Source organism: Armatimonadota bacterium (assembly GCA_031459855.1).
Classification (GTDB): domain Bacteria; phylum Sysuimicrobiota; class Sysuimicrobiia; order Sysuimicrobiales; family Humicultoraceae; genus Fervidifonticultor; species Fervidifonticultor primus.
The window spans coordinates 1,316,174-1,342,231 of sequence record JAVKHP010000001.1 but is presented as its reverse complement, the minus strand read 5'-3'; the positions used below and the strand labels follow the sequence as shown (position 1 = coordinate 1,342,231).

Annotated in this window: 18 protein-coding genes; 12 read left to right on the top strand and 6 right to left on the bottom strand. The window is 72.8% G+C overall.

The genetic code is table 11. From position 1 onward, the window contains the following. Positions 1 to 44 precede the first annotated feature (44 nt). From QN157_06145 to QN157_06130, 4 genes are all read left to right on the top strand, one after another. Complete coding sequence (locus QN157_06145; GenBank protein MDR7555174.1) at positions 45 to 1,091, top strand: putative 2-aminoethylphosphonate ABC transporter substrate-binding protein; 1,047 nt, start codon at positions 45 to 47, stop codon at positions 1,089 to 1,091. Positions 1,092 to 1,208: 117 nt separating this feature from the next. Then, positions 1,209 to 2,324 carry a putative 2-aminoethylphosphonate ABC transporter ATP-binding protein gene (locus QN157_06140; GenBank protein MDR7555173.1) on the top strand — a complete coding sequence of 372 codons (1,116 nt, stop codon included), beginning with the start codon at positions 1,209 to 1,211 and terminating at the stop codon, positions 2,322 to 2,324. A 3-nt stretch (positions 2,325 to 2,327) separates the two neighbouring features. Next, positions 2,328 to 4,034 (top strand): putative 2-aminoethylphosphonate ABC transporter permease subunit, encoded by a 1,707-nt coding sequence (locus QN157_06135; GenBank protein ID MDR7555172.1) that lies wholly within the window; start codon positions 2,328 to 2,330, stop codon positions 4,032 to 4,034. A gap of 4 nt (positions 4,035 to 4,038) precedes the next feature. Continuing rightward, positions 4,039 to 5,166, top strand: a complete 1,128-nt coding sequence (locus QN157_06130; protein MDR7555171.1) for a 2-aminoethylphosphonate--pyruvate transaminase — start codon at positions 4,039 to 4,041, stop codon at positions 5,164 to 5,166. Positions 5,167 to 5,290: 124 nt separating this feature from the next. On the opposite strand, the gene QN157_06125 is transcribed toward QN157_06130, so the two are convergent. From QN157_06125 to QN157_06100, 6 genes are all read right to left on the bottom strand, one after another. Continuing rightward, on the bottom strand, positions 5,291 to 6,451 hold the full coding sequence (locus QN157_06125) for an ABC transporter ATP-binding protein (protein MDR7555170.1): 1,161 nt from the start codon (positions 6,449 to 6,451) through the stop codon (positions 5,291 to 5,293). Positions 6,452 to 6,454: 3 nt separating this feature from the next. Then, positions 6,455 to 7,243: an ABC transporter permease subunit gene (locus QN157_06120; protein MDR7555169.1), complete on the bottom strand. Its 789-nt coding sequence runs from the start codon at positions 7,241 to 7,243 to the stop codon at positions 6,455 to 6,457. Between the two features lie 121 nt (positions 7,244 to 7,364). Further along, positions 7,365 to 8,273 (bottom strand): hypothetical protein, encoded by a 909-nt coding sequence (locus QN157_06115; GenBank protein ID MDR7555168.1) that lies wholly within the window; start codon positions 8,271 to 8,273, stop codon positions 7,365 to 7,367. A gap of 33 nt (positions 8,274 to 8,306) precedes the next feature. Continuing rightward, the gene (locus tag QN157_06110) at positions 8,307 to 9,494 is read right to left on the bottom strand and encodes an ABC transporter substrate-binding protein (GenBank protein MDR7555167.1); all 1,188 of its coding nucleotides are present in this window, start codon (positions 9,492 to 9,494) and stop codon (positions 8,307 to 8,309) included. A 267-nt stretch (positions 9,495 to 9,761) separates the two neighbouring features. Continuing rightward, entirely contained in the window at positions 9,762 to 12,398 is a 2,637-nt protein-coding gene (locus QN157_06105; protein ID MDR7555166.1) for an FAD-dependent oxidoreductase, read from the bottom strand. A gap of 10 nt (positions 12,399 to 12,408) precedes the next feature. Further along, entirely contained in the window at positions 12,409 to 14,829 is a 2,421-nt protein-coding gene (locus QN157_06100) for an FAD-dependent oxidoreductase (GenBank protein ID MDR7555165.1), read from the bottom strand. Between the two features lie 576 nt (positions 14,830 to 15,405). Here QN157_06100 and QN157_06095 point away from each other — a divergent pair. The 8 genes from QN157_06095 to QN157_06060 all read left to right on the top strand — a co-directional run bounded on the left by QN157_06095 (position 15,406) and on the right by QN157_06060 (position 26,046). Beyond that, positions 15,406 to 16,674, top strand: a complete 1,269-nt coding sequence (locus QN157_06095) for a response regulator transcription factor (protein MDR7555164.1) — start codon at positions 15,406 to 15,408, stop codon at positions 16,672 to 16,674. 220 nt (positions 16,675 to 16,894) lie between these two features. Further along, entirely contained in the window at positions 16,895 to 18,466 is a 1,572-nt protein-coding gene (locus tag QN157_06090; protein ID MDR7555163.1) for a methylenetetrahydrofolate reductase C-terminal domain-containing protein, read from the top strand. After that, on the top strand, positions 18,448 to 19,272 hold the full coding sequence (locus QN157_06085) for a dihydropteroate synthase (GenBank protein ID MDR7555162.1): 825 nt from the start codon (positions 18,448 to 18,450) through the stop codon (positions 19,270 to 19,272). Before QN157_06090 ends, QN157_06085 begins: the two co-directional genes overlap by 19 nt. After that, positions 19,269 to 20,957: a formate--tetrahydrofolate ligase gene (locus QN157_06080; protein ID MDR7555161.1), complete on the top strand. Its 1,689-nt coding sequence runs from the start codon at positions 19,269 to 19,271 to the stop codon at positions 20,955 to 20,957. Before QN157_06085 ends, QN157_06080 begins: the two co-directional genes overlap by 4 nt. A 118-nt stretch (positions 20,958 to 21,075) precedes the next feature. After that, positions 21,076 to 21,699 carry a vitamin B12 dependent-methionine synthase activation domain-containing protein gene (locus QN157_06075; GenBank protein MDR7555160.1) on the top strand — a complete coding sequence of 208 codons (624 nt, stop codon included), beginning with the start codon at positions 21,076 to 21,078 and terminating at the stop codon, positions 21,697 to 21,699. Positions 21,700 to 21,713: 14 nt separating this feature from the next. Then, complete coding sequence (locus tag QN157_06070; protein ID MDR7555159.1) at positions 21,714 to 23,633, top strand: ASKHA domain-containing protein; 1,920 nt, start codon at positions 21,714 to 21,716, stop codon at positions 23,631 to 23,633. A 20-nt stretch (positions 23,634 to 23,653) separates the two neighbouring features. After that, positions 23,654 to 24,565 carry a homocysteine S-methyltransferase family protein gene (locus QN157_06065; GenBank protein MDR7555158.1) on the top strand — a complete coding sequence of 304 codons (912 nt, stop codon included), beginning with the start codon at positions 23,654 to 23,656 and terminating at the stop codon, positions 24,563 to 24,565. 107 nt (positions 24,566 to 24,672) lie between these two features. After that, positions 24,673 to 26,046, top strand: coding sequence for a monomethylamine:corrinoid methyltransferase (locus QN157_06060; protein MDR7555157.1), 1,374 nt, complete (start codon positions 24,673 to 24,675; stop codon positions 26,044 to 26,046). The last annotated feature ends 12 nt before the right edge of the window (positions 26,047 to 26,058 follow it).

Sequence of the window (26,058 nt, the reverse complement as noted above, 5' to 3'; positions counted from 1 at the left end):
ACGCGAGACGATCGCTGATCGTTCCGCCCAGGGGAGGGGTCGGTATGCGAGGAGCACGCTGGATCCGCACGGCGCAGTACCTGGCGGTCTCGGTGGTCGTGGGGGCGCTCGCGGTGGGCCTGCTGGGCGAGGCGCGCGCGCAGGTGACCCGCCTGACGGTCTACACGGCGCTGGAGAACGACCAGCTCGGGCCGTACAAGGAGGCGTTCGAGCGCGAGAACCCCGGTATCGTGATCGACTGGGTGCGCGACTCGACGGGCACCATCACCGCGCGGCTGCTGGCCGAGCGCAGCAACCCCCGGGCCGACGTGATCTGGGGCCTGGCGGTCACCAGCATCATCGTCTTCGAGGAACTGGGGATGATCGAGCCCTACACGCCGCGGGGCGCCGAGCAGCTCAAGCCCCAGTTCCGCAGCAGCAAGACGCCCATGACGTGGACGGGCATGGATGCGTTCCTGTCGGTGGTCTGCTTCAACACCCGGGAAGCGGCCCGACGCGGCATCCGCCGGCCGCAGTCGTGGAAGGACCTGACCAACCCCATCTACAAGGGCCTGCTGGTGATGCCCAACCCCAACTCGTCGGGCACCGGCTTCCTGACCGTCGCCGCCTGGCTGCAGCTGTTCGGCGAGCAGGACGGCTGGAAGTTCCTGGACCAGATCCACGAGAACATCGGGGTCTACACCCACTCGGGCTCGGCGCCCTGCGTGCAGTCGGCCCGGGGCGAGTTCACGCTGGGGATCGGGTTCGACATGCGCGGGGCCCGGCTGAAGCAGGAGGGCGCGCCCATCGACGTCATCATCCCCCGGGAGGGCGCTGGCTGGGACATGGAGGCCACGGCGATCCACCGCGGCACGCGCAACCTGGCCGCGGCCCGGCGCCTGGCCGACTTCTCCGTCAGCCGCCGGGCGATGGAGATGTACAACCAGTGGTACGCCATCGTGGCCATGCCCGGGATGTCCAACCTGCCGCCGTTCTACCCGCCCGACGGCGAGGCCAAGATGATCAAGAACGACTTCGAGTGGATGGCGAAGAACCGTGACCGCATTCTCAAGGAGTGGGCACGCCGCTACGAGGGGAAGCCGACCCGCTAGGGCGCCCCGGCGCTCGCCCCACGCGGTGCGGGCTCCCCGCGGTGTCCTGCGTGTGTCGGGTGGTCGGTATCCCGAGGCCCGTGTCGTGACGGCACGGGCCTCCGGTGTCCAGAGGCCGTGAGCACCTCGTCGTCCGGTCGCCCAGCGCCGGGAGCGGGCGCCGTCGCCTACCTCGAGGTGGACGGGGTCTGGAAGACGTTTGGCGCGTTCGTGGCCCTGCGGGACATCTCGTTCGGCGTCGACCAGGGGGAGTTCGTCTGCCTGCTGGGCCCGTCGGGCTGCGGGAAGACCACGCTGCTGCGCATCATCATGGGGCTCGAGGTGCAGACCCGCGGCCGCGTGCTCAAGGAGGGCCGCGACATCTCCGCCCGCCCGCCCGCCGAACGCGACTTCGGCATCGTCTTCCAGTCGTACGCGCTGTTCCCCAACCTGACGGTCTTCGACAACATCGCCTACGGCCTCTACAGCCGCCGGATGGGCCGGACGCAGATCCGCGCCCGCGTCGAGGAGATGCTGGCGCTGGTGGGGCTCGTGGGCGAGGAGAGCAAGTACCCGGCCCAGCTCTCGGGCGGCCAGCAGCAGCGCGTGGCCCTGGCCCGGGCGCTGGCGCCGTCACCGAGCCTGCTGCTGCTCGACGAGCCGCTGTCGGCGCTGGACGCGCGCCTGCGGGTGCGCCTGCGCCACGAGGTGCGCAGCCTGCAGCGGCGCCTGGGCGTGACCACGATCCTGGTCACCCACGACCAGGAAGAGGCCCTCACCATGGCCGACCGCATCGTGGTCATGAACCAGGGCATCATCGAGCAGATCGGCACGCCCATGGAGGTCTACCAGCATCCGGCCACGGGGTTCGTGGCCGACTTCGTGGGCGAGATGAACTTCCTCCAGGGCGTGCTGGTGGCGCCCGACCGCGTGCGCGTGGGCGCGACGGAACTGGCCTGCGTGCCAGCCGACGGCCTGCCGGCGGGCGCGCCGGTGCGCGTGTGCTTCCGGCCCGAGGACGTGGACGTCCGCGGGGCGCGGGCGGATTTCGCCAACACCCTTGAGGCCCAGATCGTGGCGCTGGACTTCCTGGGCTCGTTCTACCGCGCCACCCTGCGGCCCGCCGTCGCCGACGCCGCCGACGTCCGGGCCGACGTGCCCGTCCACCTCCAGCGGGAGTTCGCCCTGGCGCCGGGCAAAGCCATCACCGTCTCGCTGCCCGCCGACCGCGTCCGCGTCTTCCCCGGCACCTGAGCCGTGGCCACCTCGACCCTCGTCGCTGCCGCGGCCCCGCCGGTCCGCCGGGCGCTGGCGCGAGACGAGTGGGTGGCCCGGGGTGGGCTGGCGGCGGTGGCGCTGTGGCTGGTGCTGGCGGTGGCCGCACCCCTGTGGGCGCTGCTGTCGAAGTCGTTCCTCGACCGCGACGGTCGCTTCGTGGGCCTGGCCAACTACGCCGAGTACCTGGCCAGCCCCGCGCTGGCGTCCTCGATCTGGCACAGCCTGGGGATCGCCGTGGTCACCACCGGCGTGGTGGTGCCGGCGGCGTTCCTGTACGCCTACGCCCTCACGCGCACGCGCATGCCGGCCAAGGGGCTCTTCGGCGCGGTGGCCCTCATCCCCATCCTGGCGCCGTCGCTCCTCCAGGCCCTGGCGCTCGTCTACCTGTTCGGGAACCAGGGCCTGCTGCGCGAGCTGCTGCTGGGCCGCTCCATCTACGGGCCGCTCGGCATCGTGATCGCCGAGGCGGTCTACTGCTTCCCCCACGCGCTGATGATCCTGACCACGGCGCTGGCCACGGCCGACGCGCGCCTGTACGAGTCGGCCGCGGCCCTGGGGGCCTCGCCCCGCCGGATCTTCCTCACGGTCACCATCCCCGGCGCGAAGTACGGGCTGTTGAGCGCCGCCTTCGTGGTCTTCACCCTGGTGATCACCGACTTCGGCATCCCGAAGGTCATCGGCGGGCAGTTCAACGTACTGGCCACCGACGTCTACAAGCAGGTGTTCGGCCGCCAGAACTTCGAGACCGGCGCCGTGGTCAGCATGATCCTGCTGGTGCCCGCGGTGCTCTCGTTCCTGGCGGAGCGGTACGTGCACCGCCGCCAGCAGGCGGCGCTGACGCCGCAGGCGGTGCCGCTCCAGCCCCGTCCGCGGCCGGCGGTGGACTGGGCGTTCCTGGGCCTGTGCACCCTGATCGCCGTGCCCATCGTGGGCCTGCTGGTGGTGGCGGCGTGGGGCTCGTTCGTGTCGTTCTGGCCGTACAACCTGGCGCTGGGCCTCAAGAACTACAACTTCGCCCGGTTCGAGACCCAGGGCTGGTTGCCCTACGTCAACTCGCTGAAGATGGCCGGCGCCACGGCCCTGCTGGGCACCGCCCTGGTCTTCACCGGCGCCTACCTGCTGGAGAAGACGCGGGGCTGGCAGCCGGTGCGCGTCGTCGCCCAGCTGCTGGCGATGCTGCCGCTGGCGGTCCCCGGCCTGGTGCTGGGGATCAGCTACATCTTCTTCTTCAACCACCCGGCCAACCCGCTGGGGTTCCTCTACAACACCCTGGCGATCATGGTCGTCAACACCATTGTGCACTTCTACACCGTGAGCCACCTGACGGCGGTGACGGCCCTCAAGCAGCTCGACAGCGAGTTCGAGGCGGTCTCGGCGTCGCTGCGCGCGCCGTTCTACCGCACGTTCGCCCGGGTGACGGTGCCCGTCTGCCTGCCGGCCATCCTCGACATCGCCGTCTACCTGTTCGTCAACGCCATGACCACCGTCTCGGCGGTGATCTTCCTGTGGGCGCCGCACACGCGCCTGGCGTCCATCGCGGTGGTCTACATGGACGACACGGGCCAGCAGGGCGCGGCGGCCGCCATGGCCATGATGATCTTCTACACGTCGGCGGCGGTGAAGCTGCTGCACCTGCTGGTGGCGCGGGTGCTGGACCGGCGCACCCAGGCGTGGCGGCGGCGGTGAGCCGATGCAAGACGACGACCTGCCCATCCTGCTGACCCCCGGACCGCTGACCACCTCGCGGACGGTGCGCGAGGCGATGCTGCGCGACTGGGGATCCCGCGATCCCGCCTTTGCGGCCATGACCGCACGCGTCCGCCGCCGGCTCGTCGCGCTCGCCGGCGGCGCGGAGACCCATGAGGCGGTGCTGCTGCAGGGCTCGGGCACGTTCGGGGTCGAGGCGATGCTGGGCACGTTCGTGCCCCGCGACGGCAAGGTGCTCATCCTCGTCAACGGCGCGTACGGGCATCGCATGGCCCAGATCTGTCGGACGATCGGCCGGGCGCACACGGTGCTGGAGTGGGACGAGGACCAGCCGGTCGACCCCGCGGCAACGGCGGCCGCCCTGACCGCCGACGCGGGGATCACCCACGTGGCGGTGGTCTACTCCGAGACGACGTCGGGCATCGTCAACCCGCTCCCTGCGGTCGCGGACGTGGTCGCAGCTGCCGGCCGGCGGCTGCTGGTCGACGCCATGAGCGCCTTCGGCGCACTGCCCTGCGACGCGCAGGCGCTGGGCTACGAGGCGCTGGTGGCCTCGGCCAACAAGTGCCTGGAAGGCGTCCCGGGGGTCACCTTCGTCATCGCGGCCCGCCGCGCGCTGACCGCCGCCGCGGGCCGTGCGCACTCGGTGGCGCTCGACCTGGCCGACCAGTGGGCGTTCATGGACCGCACCGGCCAGTGGCGCTTCACCCCGCCGACCCACGTGCTGGCGGCGCTGGACCGGGCGCTGGACGAGCACGCGGCCGAAGGCGGCGTGGCCGGCCGCGCCGCCCGCTACCGGCGCAACTGCCAGGTCCTGGTGGAGGGCATGCGGGCGCTGGGCTTCCGCCCATTGCTGCCCGACCACCTCCAGGGGCCGATCATCGTCACCTTCCACACGCCGCCCGACCCGCGCTTCGACTTCCAGACGTTCTACACCCGCCTGGCGCAGCGCGGCTACCTGATCTACCCGGGCAAGCTCACCCGCATCGACTCGTTCCGCATCGGGTGCATCGGGCGCATCGACGAGCGTCACGTGCGCGGGGCGCTGGCGGCGATCCGTGCGGTGCTGGACGAGATGGGCGTGCGGGTGCCGGTGTCCGCCGCCAGCTGACCACCGCGGCGGGGCGCGCGTCTCCGCCGCCACCCGCATACCGGCTTGCTGCAGACGCCACATCGCTGCGGACGCCACCGGGCCGTCGCGCGTGCTGGACGCCCGGGCGACGAGCCTGTGCGGCTTACCGGCGTCCAGACACCAGCGGCCCGCTGGCCAGCGGGAGGAGGCGCACGGCCTCCGGCGCGCACCGGGCCGTGACGCGCGTGCCCACGGGGAAGGCGTCGGCGCGTGCGCTGGGAATGTCCGCCGCAAGCTCCTCACCGGAGGCGAGGGCGATCTTCACCCTGGTGATCGGGCCCAGGAACGCCCTGGAGGCGATCCGTCCCTCGAAGACGCCTGCGGGCGCGCCGGTGCCCGCGGCTTGCGCCGCAGGACCGCCTCCCGCCGTAGCCGGGGCCGCGCGGCCCGGAGGCACGTCGCCCCGCGGCTCCACCTCCAGGGCTTCCGGACGCATCAGCACCAGCACGGGTGCGCCGTCGCGCTGCCCGCGGGCCGCGTCGGCCAGGACCTGCACGCCGGCGCACTCCACCAGCCCCCGGGTGCCGTCGACGATGCGGCCCGGCAGCCGGTTCATGGTCCCCACGAACTCCGCCACGAACGGCGTGGCCGGCGCGCCGTAGATCTCCGCGGCGGTGCCGACCTGCTCGATCCGCCCGGCGGCCATGACCGCCACGCGGTCGGAGATCGACAACGCCTCTTCCTGATCGTGCGTGACGTAGAGCGTGGTGATACCCAGCCGGCCCTGGATGCGGCGGATCTCCTCCCGCAGCTGCACCCGCACCCGCGCGTCCAGCGCCGAGAGCGGCTCGTCCAGCAGGAGCACCCGCGGCTCGATGGCCAGGGCGCGGGCCAGCGCGACCCGCTGCTGCTGCCCGCCCGAGAGCTGGTGGGGGTAGCGCCGCCGCGCGGCCTCCAACCCCACGAGGGCGAACAGCTCGTCCACGCGACGGCGGCGCTCGGCCGGCGGCACCTTGCGGATCCGCAGCCCGAACTCGACGTTCTCCTCCGCGGTCATGTTGGGGAAGAGGCTGTAGGCCTGGAAGACCATGCCCATGTGGCGGCGGTTGGCCGGCACCCCGGTGATGTCCTGGCCGTCCAGCACCACGGCGCCGGCGTCCGGAGCGGTGAAGCCCGCCACGATGCGCAGGGCCGTGGTCTTGCCGCAGCCGCTGGGGCCCAGCAGCGCCACGAACTCGCCGCGCGCGAGCGCCAGGTCGAACTGCTCGAGGGCGACGACCTCGCCGAACCGCTTGTGCAGGCCCCGCAGTTCCAGGTACGCCATCGTCTAGCGGGCGCCGCCGATCTGCGCCTGCCGGCCGCCCAGCTGCCGGCCAACCACCAGGATGCCCGCCATCGCCACCCAGGTGACGGCGAAGCTCGCCAGCGTCAGCGCCGCCGCCGGCGTCGCCTGCGTCTCCCCGATGTAGTTGATGTACACGGAGAACGTCGAGAAGAGCATGACGTTGGCCAGGGTGAACTCGCCCATCACGATGGCCAGGGTCAGGAAGGCCCCGCTCAGCACCGCCCCCTGGAGGTTGGGCAGGATCACTCGCGCCATGGTCGTCAGCCATCCGGCCCCGAGGCTCTGGGCAGCCTCGGTGAGCGTGTGCACGTCGATGGCGCGCAGCCCGGCATCGAGGGCCCGGTAGACGTAGGGCAGGGCCAGGATCACGTAGCCGGTGACCAGGAAGTGCGGCGAGCCGACCAGCAGTTCGGGCGCCCCCCGATAGAGGTTGAGCAGGCCCACCACCAGGACGATGGGCGGCACGACGAACGGCAGCACCGAGACGAACTCCACCAGGGGGCGCAGGCGCGCCAGCCGCAGGTGGACCCAGTACACCGTGGGCAGCAGCAGGACCAGGGCCACCGCGATGGTCTCCAGGGCCAGCACCAGTGACAGCCGGAAGCTCTCGAGGAAGCGGGGATCGCGCAGCACGAAGGCGTAGGCCGACAGGTCGTAGCGCCCTCCGCCGGCGCGCAGGCTGAACTCCGCGGTGGCCACCAGCGGGACCAGGAAGTAGCAGCCGCCCAGCAGCAACCAGACGGCGCGCCAGGCCGAGAAGCGTCCGGTCACGGCGCAGCCCTCACCGCACGCTCGCCCCGGGTGCCTCCGCCACCCCGTGCCGCCTCCGCCGCGCCGCACATCCGGTCGTCTCCCGGCTCCGCCACGGAGTCCGCGCCGCGCGCCCGCGCGGTCAGCGCATCCACCGTGCCGCCCGCCGCTGCAGCAGCGCGTAGCCCGCCATGGCCACCGCGATGACCGCGATCATGCCCAGCGCCAGGGCGTGGCCCAGGTGCGGATCGGTCAGGACGTTGCCCTGCAGCACGTTGCCGATCTGGGTGGTCACCAGGTTCACGACGCCCGAGGTGAGCGCGTACGGGGTGGCGTAGGCGGCGAACGCGTTGCAGAACAACAGCACCATCGCGCCCAGCACCGAGGGCGCCAGCACCGGCAGCCCCACGTACCGCCAGAACTGGACCCCGGTCGCGCCCAGGCTGGCAGCGGCCTCCTGCCACTCCACGCGCAATCCGTCCAGGGCGGGTGCGATCACCAGGATCATCAACGGGATCTGGAAGTAGGTGTAGGTGAGCGCCAGGCCCGCGAAGGAGAACAGGGTGAACCCGGCACCGTAGAGGTCCACCCCCAGCGCCTGCAGCAGCCGCGTCAACAGACCGACGGTGCCCAGGGTGGCGATGAACGCGAAGGCGAGCGGCACCCCGGCGAAGTTGGCCGCCACGCCGGCGAAGGTCGTGAGGGTGGGGCGGATCCAGCGCGGGGCGCCGGGGCTGACGGCGGCGTAGGCCATCAGACCGCCCAGGGCGCCGCCGGCCACGGCCGTGGCGGCGCTGAGCTGCAGGCTGTTCACGTACGCCTGCAGGTGCTGGCCCTCCAGGAGCGCCGCCAGATGCGCCAGGGTGAACTGCCCGTCCTGGGTGAAGAAGGCGCCCACGAGCACCGTCGCCGCGGGCAGGAGCAGGAACGCCAGGGTGTACGCGAAGTAGGGGACGACGGGCAGCAGGTCGAGCACGGGGGGCCTGCGCGTGCGCAGGCCCCCCGGCGCGGCGCCAACCGCGCGGCCGGCCAGCGGTGCCGGCTGCGCCATGGACGTGCGCTCCCTACGTGCCCGTGCCCGCGACTACTTCCCCGCCACCTTCGGACCCCACAGGTCCGCCACCACCTTCTGGGCCTTCTTCGTCTGCTCCACCGTGGGGAACTTCACCTTGGCGTACGGCTCGGGCGGCGGGAGCTGCGCCATCAGGTCCTTGGGGATCACGTTGCGCCTCACGAGGTCGTCGAAGCGCGCCGGGTGTGCGAACCCCTTCAGGAACAGGATCTGCCCCTCGTCCGAGTACAGGAACTCCTGCCACAGCCGGGCGGCGAAGGGATTGGGCGCCCAGGCCGTGATCGCCTGACAGTAGTAGTTGCCGAAGATGCCGTCCTGGGGCAGCGCCACCTCCCACTTGATCTTCCCGGCGAACTGCTTGCTGTACCCGATCTGCAGGTAGTCCCAGTCCACCGTGATGGGCGTCTGGCCGCTCTGCACCGTCGCCGGCGTGGCGTCCACCGGGATGAAGTTGCCCAGCTTCTTCAGCTCGGCGAAGAACTCCACGCCCGGGGTGATGTCGTCCAGCGACCCGCCGTTGGCCAGCGCCGCCGACCACACGCCCGCAAACGCCGCGCCGGCGCGGCGCGGGTCGCCGTTGAGCGCCACCTTGCCCTTGTACTCGGGCTTCTTGAGGTCGGCCCAGCGCTGGGGGACGGTCTTGACGACGTCGCGGTTGACACCAAACGCCATGACGCCGAAGTAGTCGCCGACCCAGTAGCCCTCGGGGTCCTTCATGCTGTCGGGCACCGTCGCCCACTGCGAGTGCTTGTAGGCCGCGAACAGCTTCTCTTGCTTGCCCTGGATGGCGAACGACGGCCCCAGGTCGAGCACGTCGGGACAGCGCTTCTGGCCCTTGAGGGCCTTGATGGCCTGCAGCTCTTCAGCGGAGGAAGCGTTGGGCGAGGCGCTGTTGATCTTGATGCCGTACTTCTTGGTGAACGTCGCCATGATCTCGCCGTAGTTGGCCCAGTCGGGGGGAAGGGCGATGACGTTCAGCGTCCCTTCCTTCTTGGCAGCGGCCACCAGGTCGGCCATGCTCATCTGGCTGGCCGCAGACGGCGGCTGCATGGCGCCCGCGGCGGCCAGCCGCTGTGCCGCATCCGCCAGCAGCGGGCCCACCGTCAGGGCACCGGCGGCACCCATCCCGACCTGCAAGAACTTCCTGCGCGACAGGCGCGCAGCCTCCCCGGCCCACAGCGGATCGTCCTCGCGTGGCATAGTCCTCCCTCCTCTGCGCTTGGCCCGTGCGTGCGATCCTGGAATTCCAGGAACCGCAACCTTCTCCTCCCGGCCGTTCCACCCCCCTTCCGTACCGGCGGACCGCTGCCCCGGACCACGCGGCCCGGTGAGCCGATCCTTGCAACAGAGCCACGCGCGAACGGTGGAGACCAACGTTGATTCTTCCTGAGCGCGTGGCAACGTTGCCTGATCCCTTGAGGTTCCCACCGCCCTCCAGCGCAGGCATCCCGCCCGGTGAGGCCCGGTTCAGGCTCTGAGCCTGGTGTGTTCGGGATCGTAGCGCGGCTCGCGCGCGACCACCGCCGCCACGCGGGCGCCGTCGACCTCAACGACCAGCGCAGTGCCCACCCGGGCCAGTTCCACCGGCAGGTACGCGTAGGCCAGGCTCTCCCCCACCGTGTAGCCGTACCCGCCGCTGGTCACCCGCCCAACGACCCGCGCACCGTCGAACACCGGCTCGTTCCCCAGCGCCACGGCCTGCGGGTCGGCCAGCACCAGACAGCACAGGCGGCGGCGGATCCCCTCGGCCTTCTGCCGCACGAGCGCCTCGCGCCCCTGGAAGCTTCCCTTGTCCAGCTTCACGCAGAACCCCTGGCCTGACTCGTACGGCGTGTACTCGGGCGTGATGTCCGCGCTCCAGTACCGGTAGCCCTTCTCCAGCCGCAGCGAGTCCACGGCCCGATATCCCACTGGCCGCAAGCCTGCGGGCCGCCCCGCTTCCCACAGCGCGTCCCAGACGCCCAGCGCCTGCTCGGGTCGCACGTACAGCTCCCACCCCAGCTCGCCCACGTACGTCACCCGCTGTGCCCACACGTCCGCATCTCCCACGCGCACCCACCGGGCCGTCATGTAGGGAAACGCCGCATTGGTCAGGTCGGCATCGGTGACCTGCGCCAGGATCTCGCGCGCCCGCGGCCCCCACAGCCCCACACATGCCCATTCGGTCGTCACGTCCCGTACCGCCACCGACCCGTCGTCGGGCAGGTGGCGCGTGATCCAGTCCAGATCGTGGACCCCAAACGCGCTCCCCGTCACCACGAAGAACCGGTCCGCGGTCATGCGCGTCACCGTCAGATCGCACTCGATCCCGCCCCGCGTGTTGAGCATCTGCGTGTACACCACCGTCCCCGGCGCCCGGTCCACGTCGTTGTCGCACAACCACTGCAACAGCCCCACGGCCCCCGGCCCCGTGAGCTCGAACTTCGAGAACGACGTGAAGTCGCACAGCCCCGCCGCCTCCCGCACCGCCCGGTGCTCGACCGCAATCGCCGGCGACCAGTTGTGCCGGAACCAGCCGCGCGGCCGCCAGGTCGCGGGGGCGGACGCCACCTGGTCGAGCTCCACGGCAGACGCCGATGTCCCAGGCTCCCGGGGCGACGACGGCCCACTGCGTGGCCCTGCCAACGGCGCCCCAGCAGACGATGCCGCAGCCTGCGCTGTGCCCTCTGCCGCCACCCCGCCGGCGGCCGCTGCGGCAGACGCTCCCGCGCCGACCGCTGCGCCGGTCAACGCACCCTCTGGCCCGTCGGCAGGCAGGTTGTACGCAAACCAGTTCGGACGCTCCCAGCCGCCCTTCTCCCCCAGCGCGGCGCCCAACGCCACCAGGCGGGGGTGGATCGGGCTGTGCCGGAAGTTGCGACCCGTGTCCCACTCGTCGAACGGCAGGGCCACCGCGCCGTAGCGGCGCGCGTACGCCTCCACGGATCGCGCCACGGTGTGGGCCGCGTCGGCAAACTGCGGACCGAACCGCCGGATGTCCATGCGCCAGACGTCCAGGCTCGGCTGGCCGTCCACGATCCACTCGGCCAGCACCCGGCCGACGCCGCCCCCGGCGGCGATGCCGTAGGCGCAGAATCCCGCGGCCACGAAGAACCCGCGCACGCCGGGCGCCTCGCCCAGGATGAACTCGCCGTCGGGGGTGAACGCCTCGGGGCCGTTGATGATCTTCGCGATCTGCGCGTGCTCGAAGGCGGGAACCCGCCGGGCGGCGTTGCGCACGATCGGCTCGAAGATCGGCCAGTTCACCGGCAGCAGCCGGTGGACGAACTCCTCGGGCACGCCGTCGACCGCCCAGGGCGCAGGGTCGGCCTCGAAACCGCCCACCAGCAGCCCGCGGACCTCCTCGCGGAGGTACAGGCGCAGGTCGGGATCGCGCACGACCGGCAGATCGCGGTGCGCGCCGTCGATGGGCTCGGTCAACAGGTACTGGTGCTGCATCGGCACGATCGGCACCCGCACGCCCACCATGCGGCCGATCTGGTCGGCCCACATGCCGGCGGCGTTGACCACGACGGGCGTCCGGATCATCCCGCGGTCGGTGACGACGGCCTGGACGCGCCCGCGGCGGACCATGATGCGCCGCACGGGCGTGTTCGGGTAGATCCGCACGCCGCGCTGCCGCGCACCCCGGGCCAGCGCGAACGTCACACCGCTGCTGTCGACGCGACCATCGGTGGGCATGTAGACCGCGCCTGTCAGGTCGCGGTCGGACAGCAGCGGGCACAGCGCCAGCGTCTCGCGTGGCCCCAGCACCTCCACCGGCAGCCCGAAGGTGCGGGCCAGCGCGGCCTGACGCAGGTTCTCCTCCATGCGCAACGGCGACGACGCCAGGCGCAGGCTGCCCACCTGACGCCACTCGGGATCGTGCCCGGTCTCGGCCGCCAGCCGCGCGTAGAGTTCGACGCTGTACATCATGATGCGCGTGAGACTCAACGTGCCGCGCAGCTGGCCGACCAGGCCGGCCGCGTGCCAGGTGGACCCGCTGGTCAGGTCGGCCTTGTCCACCAGCACCACGTCGCGCCAGCCCATCGCCGCCAGGTGATAGGCGACGCTGCACCCGACGATACCGCCGCCGATGACGACGGCCTGCGCCTCTTCCTCCATGCGCGGCCTCCTATGCCTTGATGCGGCTTCCCGTGGGGTCGTAGCGCGGCTCGCGTTGTACCGTGGCTGGCACCGGATCGCCGTCGACCTCGACGACCAGGGCGGTGCCCACGTGAGCCAGCTCCACCGGCAGGTACGCGTAGGCCAGGCTCTCCCCCACCGTGTAGCCGTACCCGCCGCTGGTCACCCGGCCCACGGGCCGGTCGGCGGCCAGCACCGGCTCGTTGCCCAGGGCAACCCGCCGCGGGTCGGCTAGCACCAGGCAGCACAGCCGGCGACGGACCCCCTCGGCCTTCTGCCGCACGAGCGCCTCCCGCCCCTGGAAGCTCCCCTTGTCCAGCTTCACGCAGAACCCCTGGCCCGCCTCGTACGGCGTGTATTCCGGCGTGATGTCCGCACTCCAGTACCGGTAGCCCTTCTCCAACCGCAGCGAGTCCACGGCGCGGTACCCGACCGCCCGCAGCCCGAACGGCTGCCCGGCCGCCCACAGCGCATCCCACACCGCCAGGCCTGCCTCCGCTGGCATGTAGAGCTCCCAGCCGAGCTCGCCCACGTAGGTGACGCGCTGCGCGCGCACCCGGACGCCGGCGATGGTGATCTCCCGCGCGGTCATGTAGGGAAACACCGCGTTGGAGAGGTCGGCGTCGGTGACCCGGGCCAGGATCTCGCGGGCCCGGGGTCCCCACAGCCCCAGGCAGCATTGCTCGACCGTGACGTCGCGCACGGTGACCGAGCCGTCTTCGGGCAGGTGGCGCGTGATCCAGGCGAGGTCGTGGACCCCGAACGCGCTGCCGGTGACGACGGCGAAGCGCTCGGGTCCCAGCCGCGTCACGGTCAGGTCGCACTCGATCCCGCCGCGCGCGTTCAGCATCTGGGTGTAGACCACGGTGCCCGGCGGCCGGTCGACGTCGTTGTCGCACAGCCACTGCAGCAGGCGCAACGCCCCGGGCCCGGTGACCTCGAACTTGGAGAACGACGTGAAGTCGAACAGCCCCGCGGCCTCGCGGCAGGCCTGGTGCTCGACGGCGATGGCCGGGGACCAGTTGTGGCGGAACCAGCCCACGGGCTCCCATGCGGGGGGACCGTCGGGGAGGTTGGCCGCACACCAGTTCGGCCGCTCCCACCCGCCCTTCTCCCCGAACACCGCGCCAAGCGCCACCAGCCGCGGGTAGACCGCGCTGCGCTTGAGGCCCCGGCCGGACTCCCACTCCTCGAAGGGGTAGCGGAGCACGTAGTTCTTGGAGTAGGCTTCCAGCGCGCGGGCACGGGCGTAGGCCGGGTCGCCGTAGTGGGCCTGGAAGCGGCGGATGTCCATGCGCCAGACGTCCAGCCCGGGGTCGCCCTCCACGATCCACTGGGCCAGGACGCGGCCGACGCCGCCGGCGGAGGCGATGCCCGGCGTGCCGCAGGCGACGAAGAACCCGCGCAGCTGCGGCGCTTCGCCCAGGATCAGCTCGCCGTCGGCGGTGATGCCATCGGGGCCGTTGACCAGCTCGCGCACCCCCGCGGTCTCCAGGGCCGGAATGCGCCGGGCGGCGTTGCGGGCCAACGGCTCGAACTGCTCCCAGTTGGGTGGCAGCAGCCGGTGGTGGAAGTCGGGCGGGATGCCATCGACTCCCCACGGCAGGGGATGGCGCTCGTAGCCACCCAGGCACAGGCCGCGTGCCTCCTCGCGGAAGTAGATCAGCAGATCGGGGTCGCGCACCACCGGCAGGCCCCGGCGCAGCCCGTCGATGGGGCCCGTCAGGAGGTACTGGTGCTCGATGGGGTAGATGGGCACGACCACGCCCACCCGCGCGGCGAGCTCCCGCCCCCAGATGCCGGCGGTGTTGACGACCACCTCGGCCGTGATGGTGCCGTGCGAGGTAACCACGCCACGCACGCGGCCGTTCCGGGTGAGAATCTCTCTCACCTCGACCCCCTCGTGGATCTCGGCGCCCCGGGCCCGGGCGCCGCGGGCGAGGGCCAGGGTCAGCCCGGTGGGGTCGACGCTGCCGTCGGTGGGCACGTAGGCCGCCCCCAGCAGGTCGCGGTCGCTCATGACCGGAAACAGGGCGACGGCTTCCCGCGGCGTCAGCAGGTGCATCTCCAGGCCGTACGTCCTGGCGGTGGCCACGTGGCGGCGCAGTTCCACCAGCCGGTCGGGGGTCGCGGCCAGCCGCAGGCTGCCGGTCTCGCGCCAGTCGGGATCCTGCCCGGTCTCGGCCGCCAGGCGGCGGTACAGCTCGACGCTGTACATGATCATGCGGGTGAGGCCCAGCGTCGCCCGCAGCTGGCCCACTAGGCCCGCTGCGTGGAACGTCGCGCCACCGGTCAGACGGCCCTTCTCCACCAGCACCACGTCGCGCCAGCCGAGGGCCGTCAGGTGGTAGGCGACGCTGCACCCGTAGACGCCACCACCGATGATCACCGCCTGGGCATCCGTCTTCACCCGCTCGCCTCCCGCGCCACCACGCTAGCGCCACCACCCTGGCGTGCGCTCTTTCCCCCTGGGCCCGGTACCTCCGCCAGCATCAGTCGCCGCGGTCGCGGCTACCGTGCTGGTGTGCCTCTTCCCACCGTTCGCTCCCGAACCCGACGCGCCCTGGCGGCGCTGCGGCTGCGCTGCGAATTGCTCCCGGGACGGCGCTGCGGCGCGCAATCCCCGGTTTGGGCGAGACCGCGCCACAGGGCCATCCCCGGCGGCACGCCAGAGGGGCGCAGGACCGCGGACGCCGCCAGCGAACCTGCTGGAGAGATGTCCAAGCAGCGTCCAAGCAGCGGGGACTTGCACGGGGTGGACGCCCGGGGATCGGGCGGCCCGGCACGCCGGGGGACCGGGGACGATTTGCAACCGGAACGCACGGCACGCCGAGGGAGCCGGGGGGCTTTGCAACCGGGACGCGCGGCACGCCAGGGAAGCGTAGGCGCCCCGGGCCTGGGTCCTGCAGCACGCCGTGGGAGTACGGGCGCCCGGCGACCGGGCCACGCCGTCGACCGCGCCAGCCTGCGCTACTGGGCCGCGCGGGTGACCCCGGCGTCGTACACGCGGCGGGGACGGCTGATCCGGCTGCGCACCTGGATCGTGAAGATCCAGTACCGGGGGCGTCGGCGGACGTTCTCCCTGGGGGCTGTCCCGCGTCAGACGGCCGCCCGGCGGGCGCGCGCGCTCTACAGGACCATCGTGACGCGGGGCTGGGAGGCCACCGTGGCCCCGGCCGCGCAGGACCGCTCGCGCCGCGACGCAGGAGGCCGCGACGCCGCCGTTGCGGCCGCGCCCGGCCTGCATCCACGCGACTGGCGCCCGCGCCTGCTCGTGCGCCGCTACACCGAGGGCCTGCGGCCGCACCACGCGGGCGAGCTCTCGGCGCGCATCGAGCACGCCGGCGAGAGCCACTACGTGCCGCTGGGCACCGCCGACGTCGCGCAGGCGGCCCGGCGCGCGGCCACGATCTACCGCACCGTGCTCGAGGAGGGATGGGCCCGCGTGCGCGCTCTGGTGCCCCGGGAGATCACCGTGGCGGTGTTCTGGTCGATGAACCCGCTGGCGTCGACGTACACGACGTTGTACACCGAGCCTGCGGTGCCCGCGGCCGCGACGGCACCGCCTGCCGCGGAGGCGACGACACTGCCCGTCGCCCACGCACGACCCCGGCCGCGCGCCGCCACGCTGCTCTGCGTGGTCGAGCCCGACGCGGGCGTGCAGCGTGCCATGGCGGCCTGCCTGGCCCTCCATCCCGAGGGCTGGACGGCGGCGACCGTTGGCGATCCGCGCGAGCTCCTGCGTCTGGGCCCGCGCCTGGCGGCCGCAGCCGTCCTGCTCAACCGCGCGCTGCCCGATGCAGCCAGCGCCCAGGCGCAGCTCGCGGCACAGCGCCCCGACCTGCCGGTGTTCACCTATGGCGTCTACGCGGACAGCGATCAGCTCTTCCTGTCGTTTGGCGGGGTGAGCGGGGGGTACATCCTGCGCCGTCGACCGCCGGCGCGGCTGCTGGAGCCTCTGGGGCCGCCCGCCGCCGCCCGGCCGCTGACCGCCGCCCAGGCGGCTCTGCGCATTCGCCGCTACTTCGAGGGCCTGTTCGCCGCGTCCGCAGGGGCGGAGACGACGGCCATGGCGCGCCTGACGCCGCGGGAACAGGAGATCCTCGATTACCTCAGCAAGGGCTACCTCGACCGGGAGATCGCCGCGCGCCTGGGCATCAGCGGCTGGACGGTGCACCACCACCTGCGCAACATCTTCGCCAAGCTGCAGGTTCGCACGCGCACCGAAGCCGTGGTGCGCTACCTCCAGAAGTAGCGCCCCCGGCCGCCGCACAGGGGGATGGTGGCGTGCCACACGGTGGCGCACTGCGTGGCGCTGCTTGGACGTTGCTTGGACACCATCTCCCTCCGCCGGCACCTCTGAAGCGTCCTTCGTCCTGCATGCGCTGCCCCGCCAGCGACTCCCTGAAACCGGTGATTGCCCGGTCGTGCGCCTGCTTTGCACACTGGCAGCGTCGGTGAGTGCCCCTCGCGTCGTGCCGACCTCCGCCGGGGCGCATCTGCCTCCGGCAGTGCGCCCGCGGCACAACCGCGTCCGCGACGCGCTGGCCGACGGCCGCTTCTTCCTGACCGTTGAGGTGGCGTCGCCGACGGCCAGCCAGCCGTTCGACGACGCGGTCCGCCCCATCGTGGCGCTGGCCCGCGCCGCAGCCAGCGACGGGCGCGTGGCGGCCATCGCGCTCACCGACCGGAGTCGATCCGACCACGACCACGATCCCGTCGCGATCGGGGCCCACCTGGCGGCGGCCACGGGCGTGGTGCCGCTGGTGCACCTGGCCGGCAAGGACCGGTCGCCGGCCGACCTCGACGCGGCCCTGAGGCGGGCGCAGGCTGCCGGCCTGGACGCCTTCCTGCTGGTCACCGGCGACGCCCTGCGCGCCCCGCCCCGCGATCGCCCGGTGCGCTACCTCGATGCGGTGCTGGCGCTGGCGCAGGCGCGGCAGCAGGCGCCGGGGGCGCTGCTGGCCGCGGCAGTGTGCCCGTTCAAGTACCGCGAGGAGGAACTGCTGGGGCAGTACCTGAAAGCTGGGAAGAAAGTGCGGGCCGGCGCCGATGTGCTCATCACGCAGATCGGCTGGGACATGCGGAAGTACCACGAGGCCCGCGCCGTGCTGGCGGCCCGCGGTTACGACGTCCCGCTGGTGGCGGGCCTGCTGTGGCTCACCCCGCGCGGCTGCCGCCGCCTGCGGCAGACCCCGCTGCCGGGCGTCGTCGTCACCGACGAGCTGGCGCGGCGGCTGGAGGAAGAGGCGTGTGCGCCCGACGGGGGCCAGGCGGCGGCGTTTCGCCGCCTGGCGTTGCAGATCGTGGGCGTCCGGCTGCTGGGGTATGCAGGCGCGCAGGTCAGCGGCCTGCACACCTGGCCGAAGGTCGAACGGTTGCTGGAGGAGGTCGACGCCGTCGCCACCGCCTGCCCCGACCTAGACGCGTGGCAGCAGGCCTGGGGGGAGATGCTCACCCTCCCCGATGGCCGTCAGGCGCGCGTCGCGCCGGACGATGGCTACTACCTCGACGGGGCGTTCCCCGTAGACGGCGCACGGCCCGGGCGCGTCGAGGCGCTCCGGTTTCGCCTGCTGGACGCCGTCGACCGGGCTGTGTTCCACGACGGCTCCGCCGGGGCCCGCGTGCTCGGTCCGCTGGTGCGGGCGCTGGAGGGCCGCGCGGGCGCTGACGCCCTGCTGGCAGCGCTGGAGGGTGCGGTGAAGGGCCCGCTGGTCGGCTGTCGGCGCTGCGGCTTCTGCCGCCTGCCCGCCACCGCGTACGTGTGCCCGGAGACGTGTCCCAAGGGACTGGCCAACGGCCCCTGTGGCGGCAGCCGCGACGGCCGCTGCGAGGTCGCGGCGCACGAGTGCATCCACCACCGGATCTACCGCCTGGCCAAGGCCGCCGGCCGGCTGGACGACCTCGAGCACCTGCTGATCCCCGCTGTGCCCGAAGCGCACCGCGATCGCTGCTCCTGGCTCGTCCACTTCCAGGGCGGAGGACCGCATCCCGCCCGGCTGCCCACGGGAGGTGATGGGCGACGAGTATCCGCCCCCGCACGCTGATCGTCGGCGAGCTGATCAACTCGACGCGCCGGCAGATCCAGCCGCTCCTGGAGGCCCGGGACGCCGCTGCCATCGTCGACCTGGCCCGTCGCCAGGTGGACGCGGGCGCGCACCTCGTCGACGTGAACTGCGCCACCCTCATGGAGGACGAGGTGGCGTGCATGGAGTGGGCGGTGCGCACGATCCAGGACGCGCTGGACGTCCGGCTCTCCATCGACAGCCCCAACCCCGCTGCGCTGCGGCGCGGCCTGGAAGTCCACCGCGGCCGCGCGCTCCTGGACTCGATCAACCTGGAGCACGATCGCTGGACGCGCCTGCTCCCCGTGATCAAGGAGTTCCAACCGGAGGTCGTCGCGCTGTGCATGGACGACACGGGGATTCCGGCCACGGCCCAGGGGCGGCTGGAACTGGCCGCGCGCCTCGTCGACGGCCTGACCGATGCCGGCGTGCCCTTCGCCGACATCCTGGTGGACCCCCTGGTGTTCCCCATCGCGACCGACAGCCGGTGCGTGGCGGTCTTCCTGGAGGCGCTGGACCTGATCAAGGCCCGCTACCCTGGGATCCGCACCATCTGCGGCCTCAGCAACGTCTCGTTCGGGTTGCCCCATCGGGCGCAGATCAACCAGGTGTTCCTCGTGCTCTGCCTGGCCCATGGCATGGACGCCTTCATCCTCGATCCGCTGGACCGGCGCCTCATGGCGCAGCTGGCCACCGCGGAGATGCTGCTGGGGCACGACGACTTCTGCCGGCGCTACCTGACCGCGGCGCGGGCCGGTGCCTTCGACTTCCTCAAGGTGCGCCCGTGAGGCCGCTGCGCGAGCCGGTCCCCGCACGTCCGCGCCTGCGCCCGATCGCCGACGTCGCACGCCAGATCGGGTTGACCGCCGATGACCTGATCCCCTACGGCCCGTGGATCGCAAAGGTGTCGCTGCGGGCCCTGGCGCGGCTGGAGGCGCGGGCGCGCGGGCGGGTGATCCTCGTCACGTCCATCAACCCGACGCCCGCGGGCGAGGGCAAGACCACCACCGCCATCGGCCTGGCCCAGGCGCTCTGGCGGCTGGGCGAACGTGCCATCGTCTGCCTGCGGGAGCCCTCCATGGGACCGATCTTCGGCCAGAAGGGCGGGGCCACCGGCGGCGGACGCGCCACGGTCGAACCGGCCGAGGCCATCAACCTGCACTTCACCGGCGACCTGCACGCGGTGACCTCCGCCCACAACCTGCTGGCCGCGGCGCTCGACGACCACCTGTACCGGAAACGCGAGCCCCGGGTGGACCCGGCGCGCGTGTTCCTGCCCCGCGTCCTCGACGTCAACGACCGCGCCCTGCGCCGGGTGCTGGTGGCCCTGGACCAGACCCCCCGCGAGGACCGCTTCGAGATCACGGCGGCATCGGAGGTGATGGCGATCCTGGCCCTGGCCACGTCGTACCGCGACCTGCGGCAACGGCTGGGGCGTATCGTGGTGGGCGCGACGCCGGCCGGGGCGCCGGTGACCGCCGACGACGTGGGGGTGGCCGGCGCGATGGCCGCGCTGCTGCGGGACGCGCTGCTGCCCAACCTGGTGCAGACGCAGGAAGGTGGTCCGGCACTGGTGCACGCCGGACCGTTCGCCAACATCGCCCATGGCACCAGCTCGCTGGTGGCGCTGCACCTGGCACGCCGGCTGGCGTCCTACGTGGTCGTGGAGGCGGGGTTCGGCGCCGACCTGGGTGCGGAGAAGTTCGTCCACATCGTCGGCGCCCACGGCGGTCCCCGGCCCGCCGTCGCGGTGGTCGTGGTCACGACCCGTGCCCTGAAATACCATGGCGGCCTGCCGGTCGAGCAGCTGGCGGCGCCCGACGAGGAGGCGCTCCGGGCCGGGCTGCCGCTGCTCGGCCATCACGTCGGCATCGTCCGGCGCCTGGGCATGCGACCGGTGGTCTGCGTCAACGCCTTCACGACGGATGCGCCGGGGGAGCAGGCTGCGGTCCTGGACGCCGCGCGGGCCTGGAGCGTGCCCGCGGCCATCTCGCGCGCGTACGACGCCGGTGGGGAGGGCGCTTTGGAGGTGGCCGACCTGGTGTGCCGGGTGGCCCAGGAGGCGCCCGGACCGGAGACCGACGGGGCCCTCCCGGACGGCGGCAGGCTCTACCCTGCCGGCGCCCCGCTGGCGGAGAAGATCCGCACGGTGGCGCAGGTGGTCTACAACGCCGCCGGCGTGGAGTTCGCCGACGCCGCCCGCGCGCGGCTGGCGGAAGCCGAGACCTGGGGATACGGCCGGCTGCCCGTCTGCATCGCCAAGACCCAGTACTCGCTCAGCGACCGGCCGCAGCTGCGCGGCGTGCCCGCGGGCGTCGTGCTGCGGATCCGGGATGCAGCGGTGCGGGCCGGTGCGGGGTTCGTGTTGGCGCTCGCCGGCGAGATGCTGACGATGCCCGCGCTGGGCGCGCGACCCCGCGCGCGGGAGATCGACATCGATGACGACGGTACGATCCTGGGCCTGCAGGCCTGACCGGCGTCGGGGGGCGCCGCCCGGCTGGACTGCCCCCGTCCGACGCCGGCCGTGGGAGAGTAGGAACGGTACGCGCCGGGGCGAACGCCACTTACGTGCGTGCCTCCTCGGTCCGGCCATGATCGACGAGCTACGCCTGCGGCCTCCGCGCGTGGACCCCGACCTCGTGCTGCGCCTGCACAAGTACCGCAGGCCTGCGGAGGTGGCCCCGCGCTTGCGCGAGATCGCGCGGCAGATGGCCGCGGCCGCGGAGACGCTGCTCGAGCCCCGCGGGTGGCTGCGCCGCCTGTCGGTGCGCAGCGTGGACCCACAAGGGCGTGTGGCGCTGGACGATGGCGTGGTCTTCCACAGCAGGACGCTGGCGCACCGTCTGGCGGGCGCGACCGAGGCCGTCCTCCTGGTGCTCACGATCGGGGCGGCGCTCGAGCGGCGCGCGCAGGCGCTGGTGCGCGAGGAACACCTGGTCGAAGGTCTCCTGCTCGACACCGCCGGCTGGGTGGCCATCGACGGGTTGCTGCGCGACGTGCGCCAGCTGCTGGCCGCCGACGCGCGACGCCGGGGGTACCGCCTCACCGCCCGCATGGCGCCCGGGTTCGCGGGGTGGGCGCTGGAGGAGCAGCGTCTGCTCTTCGCCGCGTTCGCCGGGAGTGCGCTGACGGTGCGCCTCACCGAGAGTTGCGTCATGCGCCCCAGCAAGTCCGTCTCGGGCCTCTACGGCCTCGTGCCCACCGGCGCGCCGTGAGGCCGCGCGGCCAGGTGCAGCATCCCGTCATGCATGCCCCGCAGACGTCCTCCCTGCCCCAGGCCGTCGCCGTGACGTTCGCGCCCGCGCAGCAGCACGTCGCGGTGCCGGCGGGCACGACGCTGCTGCAGGCCGCCCAGCGTGCCGGCGTGGAGATCGTCGCCACGTGCGGTGCGCGCGGCCGGTGTCGCAGCTGCCGGGTGCAGATCACCGCCGGCACACCGCCGCCTCCCACGCTCGCCGACCGCGTCCAGCTGGGCGACGACGCGGTGCGCGACCGCTACCGGCTGGCCTGCCAGGCCGAGGCGTGGACCGACCTCACCGTGCTGGTGGCGCCGCCGATCGACGAGGCGGGGTTCCAGATCGTGACCGCCACGGCGGCCGTGCGGACGGCCCCCGGGCTGGTGCTCGACGCGGGCGTGGTCAAGACCTACGTCGTCCCCTCCCCGCCCGACGACGAGACGCGACCGTCCTCCGACCTGGAGGAGGTAGCGCGGGCGCTCGCGGACGCACCCGGCGGGGCCCTGGCCGGTGCAGGGCTTCCCGACGACGTGGCCCTCGATGCCCTCCGCCGGCTGCCGGCGCTCCTGCGCACGGCGCGCCACGGGCTCACCGTGGTGTGCGCCGACAAGCTGCTCCTGGCCGTCGAGCCCGGCGACACGCGCGCCGAGGCCTTCGGGCTCGCGGTCGACATCGGGACCACCACGGTCGTCACGTACCTGGTCGATCTCTGGACCGGCGCCACGGTGGCCACGGTATCCGGCCTGAATCCCCAGGCGGCCTTCGGCGGCGACCTGATGTCGCGCATCGCGTTCGCGCAGGAGCACCCTGCCCACGTGCGCCGTCTGCACGTGCGGCTGCTCCAGCACCTGAACGCCCAGATCGAGGACACGTGCGCCCAGGCCGCCATCGCCCGTGAGCGCATCTACAAGGTGGTGGTGGTGGGCAACACGGTGATGCACCACCTCTTCCTCGGGCTGGACCCGACGTACGTCGGGCAGGCGCCCTACGCGCCCGCGGTCCGTCGCGGCCTGCGGCTGCGCGCCGCCGAGGTGGGCCTGCGCCTGCCCCCCGCGACCCCGGTCTTCCTGCTGCCGATCGTGGCGGGGTTCGTGGGGGCCGATGCCACCGCGATGGCGCTGGCCACGCGCCTGGACGCCGCCCGCGCACCACGTCTGGCCGTGGACATCGGGACCAACGGCGAGATGGTGCTCGGCGGCCCCGACGGCCTCGTCGCCTGCTCGGCGCCCGCCGGGCCAGCGCTGGAGGGCGCGCAGCTGCGCTGCGGCATGCGGGCCGCCCGCGGCGCCATCGACCGCGTGCGCATCGCGCAGGACGTCGCCTACCACGTCATCGGCGACGTCCCGCCCGCCGGCCTGTGCGGCTCGGGCATCCTGGATCTGGTCGCCGGGCTGCTGGACGCAGGCGTCGTCGACGCCTCCGGGCGCCTGCACCCCGAGCCGCCTTCGGGCGTCCCGGATGCCCTCCGCCGCCGGGTGACGGTGTTCCCCGATGGCCAACCGGCCTTCGTCGTCGTCACGCCGGACGAGAGCGCCACCGGCGAGGCCGTGGTGCTGACGCAGGGCGACATCCGGCAGCTCCAGCTCGCCAAGGGCGCCATCCGTGCCGGCATCGCGATGCTGCAGCGGCTGACCGACACGCCGGACGACCGGCTGGCGGAGCTCCTGCTGGCCGGCGGGTTTGGGAACTACCTGAACGTCGACAGCGCCGTGCGCATCGGCCTCATCCCGCGCCTGGGGCGCGAGCGGGTGCACTACGTGGGCAACGCCGCCGGGCTGGGCGCTCAGATGGCGCTGGTCTCCGAGACCGAACGCCGCCGGGCCGAGGCGCTGGCGCAGCGCATCCGGCACGTGCCGCTCGCGACGCGCCCGGAGTTCCAGGAGGTGTTCCTGGAGGCGCTGCAGTTCCGGTAGGCGGTGGTGGAGGACACACGGTGGGAGCACGCGGCGAGGAACTGGTGGAGCGCCTGGCGTCGGAGGTGCTGATCCTCGACGGCGCCATGGGCACCATGCTCTTCGAGGCGGGCCTGGTCGATGGCGCCTGCCCGGAGCTGTGGAACGAGACCCGACCCGACGTGGTCGCGGGCATCCACCGGGCCTACCTCGCCGCCGGGGCGGATGTCATCGAGACCAACACCTTCGGCGGCACGCGGCTCAAGCTGGCGCCCTACGGGCTGGAGGGACGTGTCCGCGACCTCAACTACCTGGGCGCGAAGCTGGCCCGAGCGGCCTGCCCGCCGGGCGCGTACGTGGCGGGCGCGATGGGCCCCACCGGACACCTGCCCGACACCCTGGCGGCCATGGGAGACGTCTCGCTGGACGAGCTGCGCGCCAACTTCACCGAGCAGGCGGTGGCGCTGGCCGAGGGCGGCGTCGACCTGCTGGCGGTGGAGACGATGATGGTCCCCGACGAGGCCGTCGTGGCGATCCAGGCCGCCAAGGAGGCCACGGGCCTGCCGGTCATGGCCACGATGTTCTTCCAGTACAACGCGGCCCGGCAGCTGGACCGGACCCTGTGGGGGACGACGCCCGCCGAGGCCGCCCGCCTGCTGACCGCCGCCGGCGCCGACATCGTCGGGTGCAACTGCGGCGAGGGCGGCCCGGCGCGGGCCGCGGTGATCATCGCCCAGATGCGCACGGCCACCGACCGGCCGCTGGTGGCGTACCCCAACGCGGGGATGCCGAAGATCGTCGACGATCGCACGGTCTACGACCTGGCGCCGGAGCCGATGGCTGCCGGCTACCCCGCGATCGTGGCAGCCGGCGCACGCCTGGTGGGCGCCTGCTGCGGCAGCACGCCCGAGCACATCCGGCGCATCGCCGAGGTCGTGCGCCGCGGTCGGTAGCGATGGGGCGGGCGACGCGCCGGCGCCTGCGGCCCGTGCGCTCCGGGCCCTGGCCGGCAGCGTGCAGCGCGGGGTAGCGGCGCGCGGGACGCCGAGGAGGATGACGCATGGTGCCCTTCCTGGAGATCTGCCGACGGGCCGCGACCGGGCCGATCGTGGCGCCCGACGACTTCGACATGCAGCGGTTCGTGCCGAACCTGACGCGGGTGATCGCGAAGTACGGGCTGAAGGCCCCGCCGAAGGACGTCGTCGTGCCCTGGGACGACGACCTGGCTGACCGCATCTTCCTGGCCGCCAAGGAGTTCCTGGTGGAGACGGGCTGCTACTGCCCCGACACCAACCGGGTCATCACCTTCACCCGCGACGAGCTGGAGGAGGCGATCCACTACGCCCCGCGGGCGTGTGCGCTGGGCGAGGGGAAGGAGGCGAAGGCCATGCGGCCACGCCGGCCCGAGGATCCACAGCGCCCGTGGTGCCACGTGGGCGGCGGCATTCCGGTCTCCTCGGACGAGATCGCCTCGGCCGTGGTCGAAGGCTACGCGCGCATCCCGCAGGCCGACTCGATGAGCATCCCCGCCCTCACCCGGATCCGCGGCATGCCGGTGCAGGCCGGCGCGCCGTCCGAGATCTTCGCAGCGATCCACTCGGTGCGGCTGGGGCGCGAGTCGATGCGCCGCGCCGGGCGGCCCGGGCTGCCGATCATCAACCTGCTGTCCACCTCGGCGTCGCCCATGGGCGTGCTGGCCGTCACCAACCGCGAGTACGGCCTGCGCCCCAGCGACGGCTGGCTGATCGTCTCGCTCTCGGAGCTCAAGCTCGACTACAACGTGTTGAACAAGACCGCCGCCGTACTCTCGTTCGGAGGCAACGTGGGGTTCGCGGCCGGCGCCATCTACGGCGGCTTCGCCGGCGGGGTCATCGGCTCGGCGGTGCTCAACGCCGCGTACGTCATGGCCGGCCCCCTGCTGGTGGGCGCCACGTACCACCTGCTCTACTCGCTGCACATCACCCAGTCCAACTCCACCGCGCGCGAGGTGCTCACCAGCGTGGCCCTGGGCTGCCAGGCCATCAGCCGCAACATGCCCTTCCCCTACTTCAACCTGGGCTACGCCGCGGCCGGCACGGCGACGCCGCAGCTGTACGACGAGACCGCGGCCCGCATCATCACCGACGTGGTCTCGGGAGCCAACATCGAGACGGTGCACCCGGCCAAGGGCATCCTCATGGACAACTACAGTCCACTCGAGATGCGCTTCGCGTGCGAGGTGGCCCATGCCGCGGCGGGGCTGACGCGCGAGCAGGGCAACGAGATCGTCAAGGCGCTGCTGGCGCGCTACGAACCGCACCTGGAGAACGCGCCGGAGGGCTCGCGGTTCCAGGACTGCTACGATCTGGACACCCTGGAGCCGGCGCCCTGGCACTACGAGATCTACGCCAGGGCCAAAGAGGACCTGCGCCGGCTGGGGCTGCCGCTGCGATGACCACACCGGAGG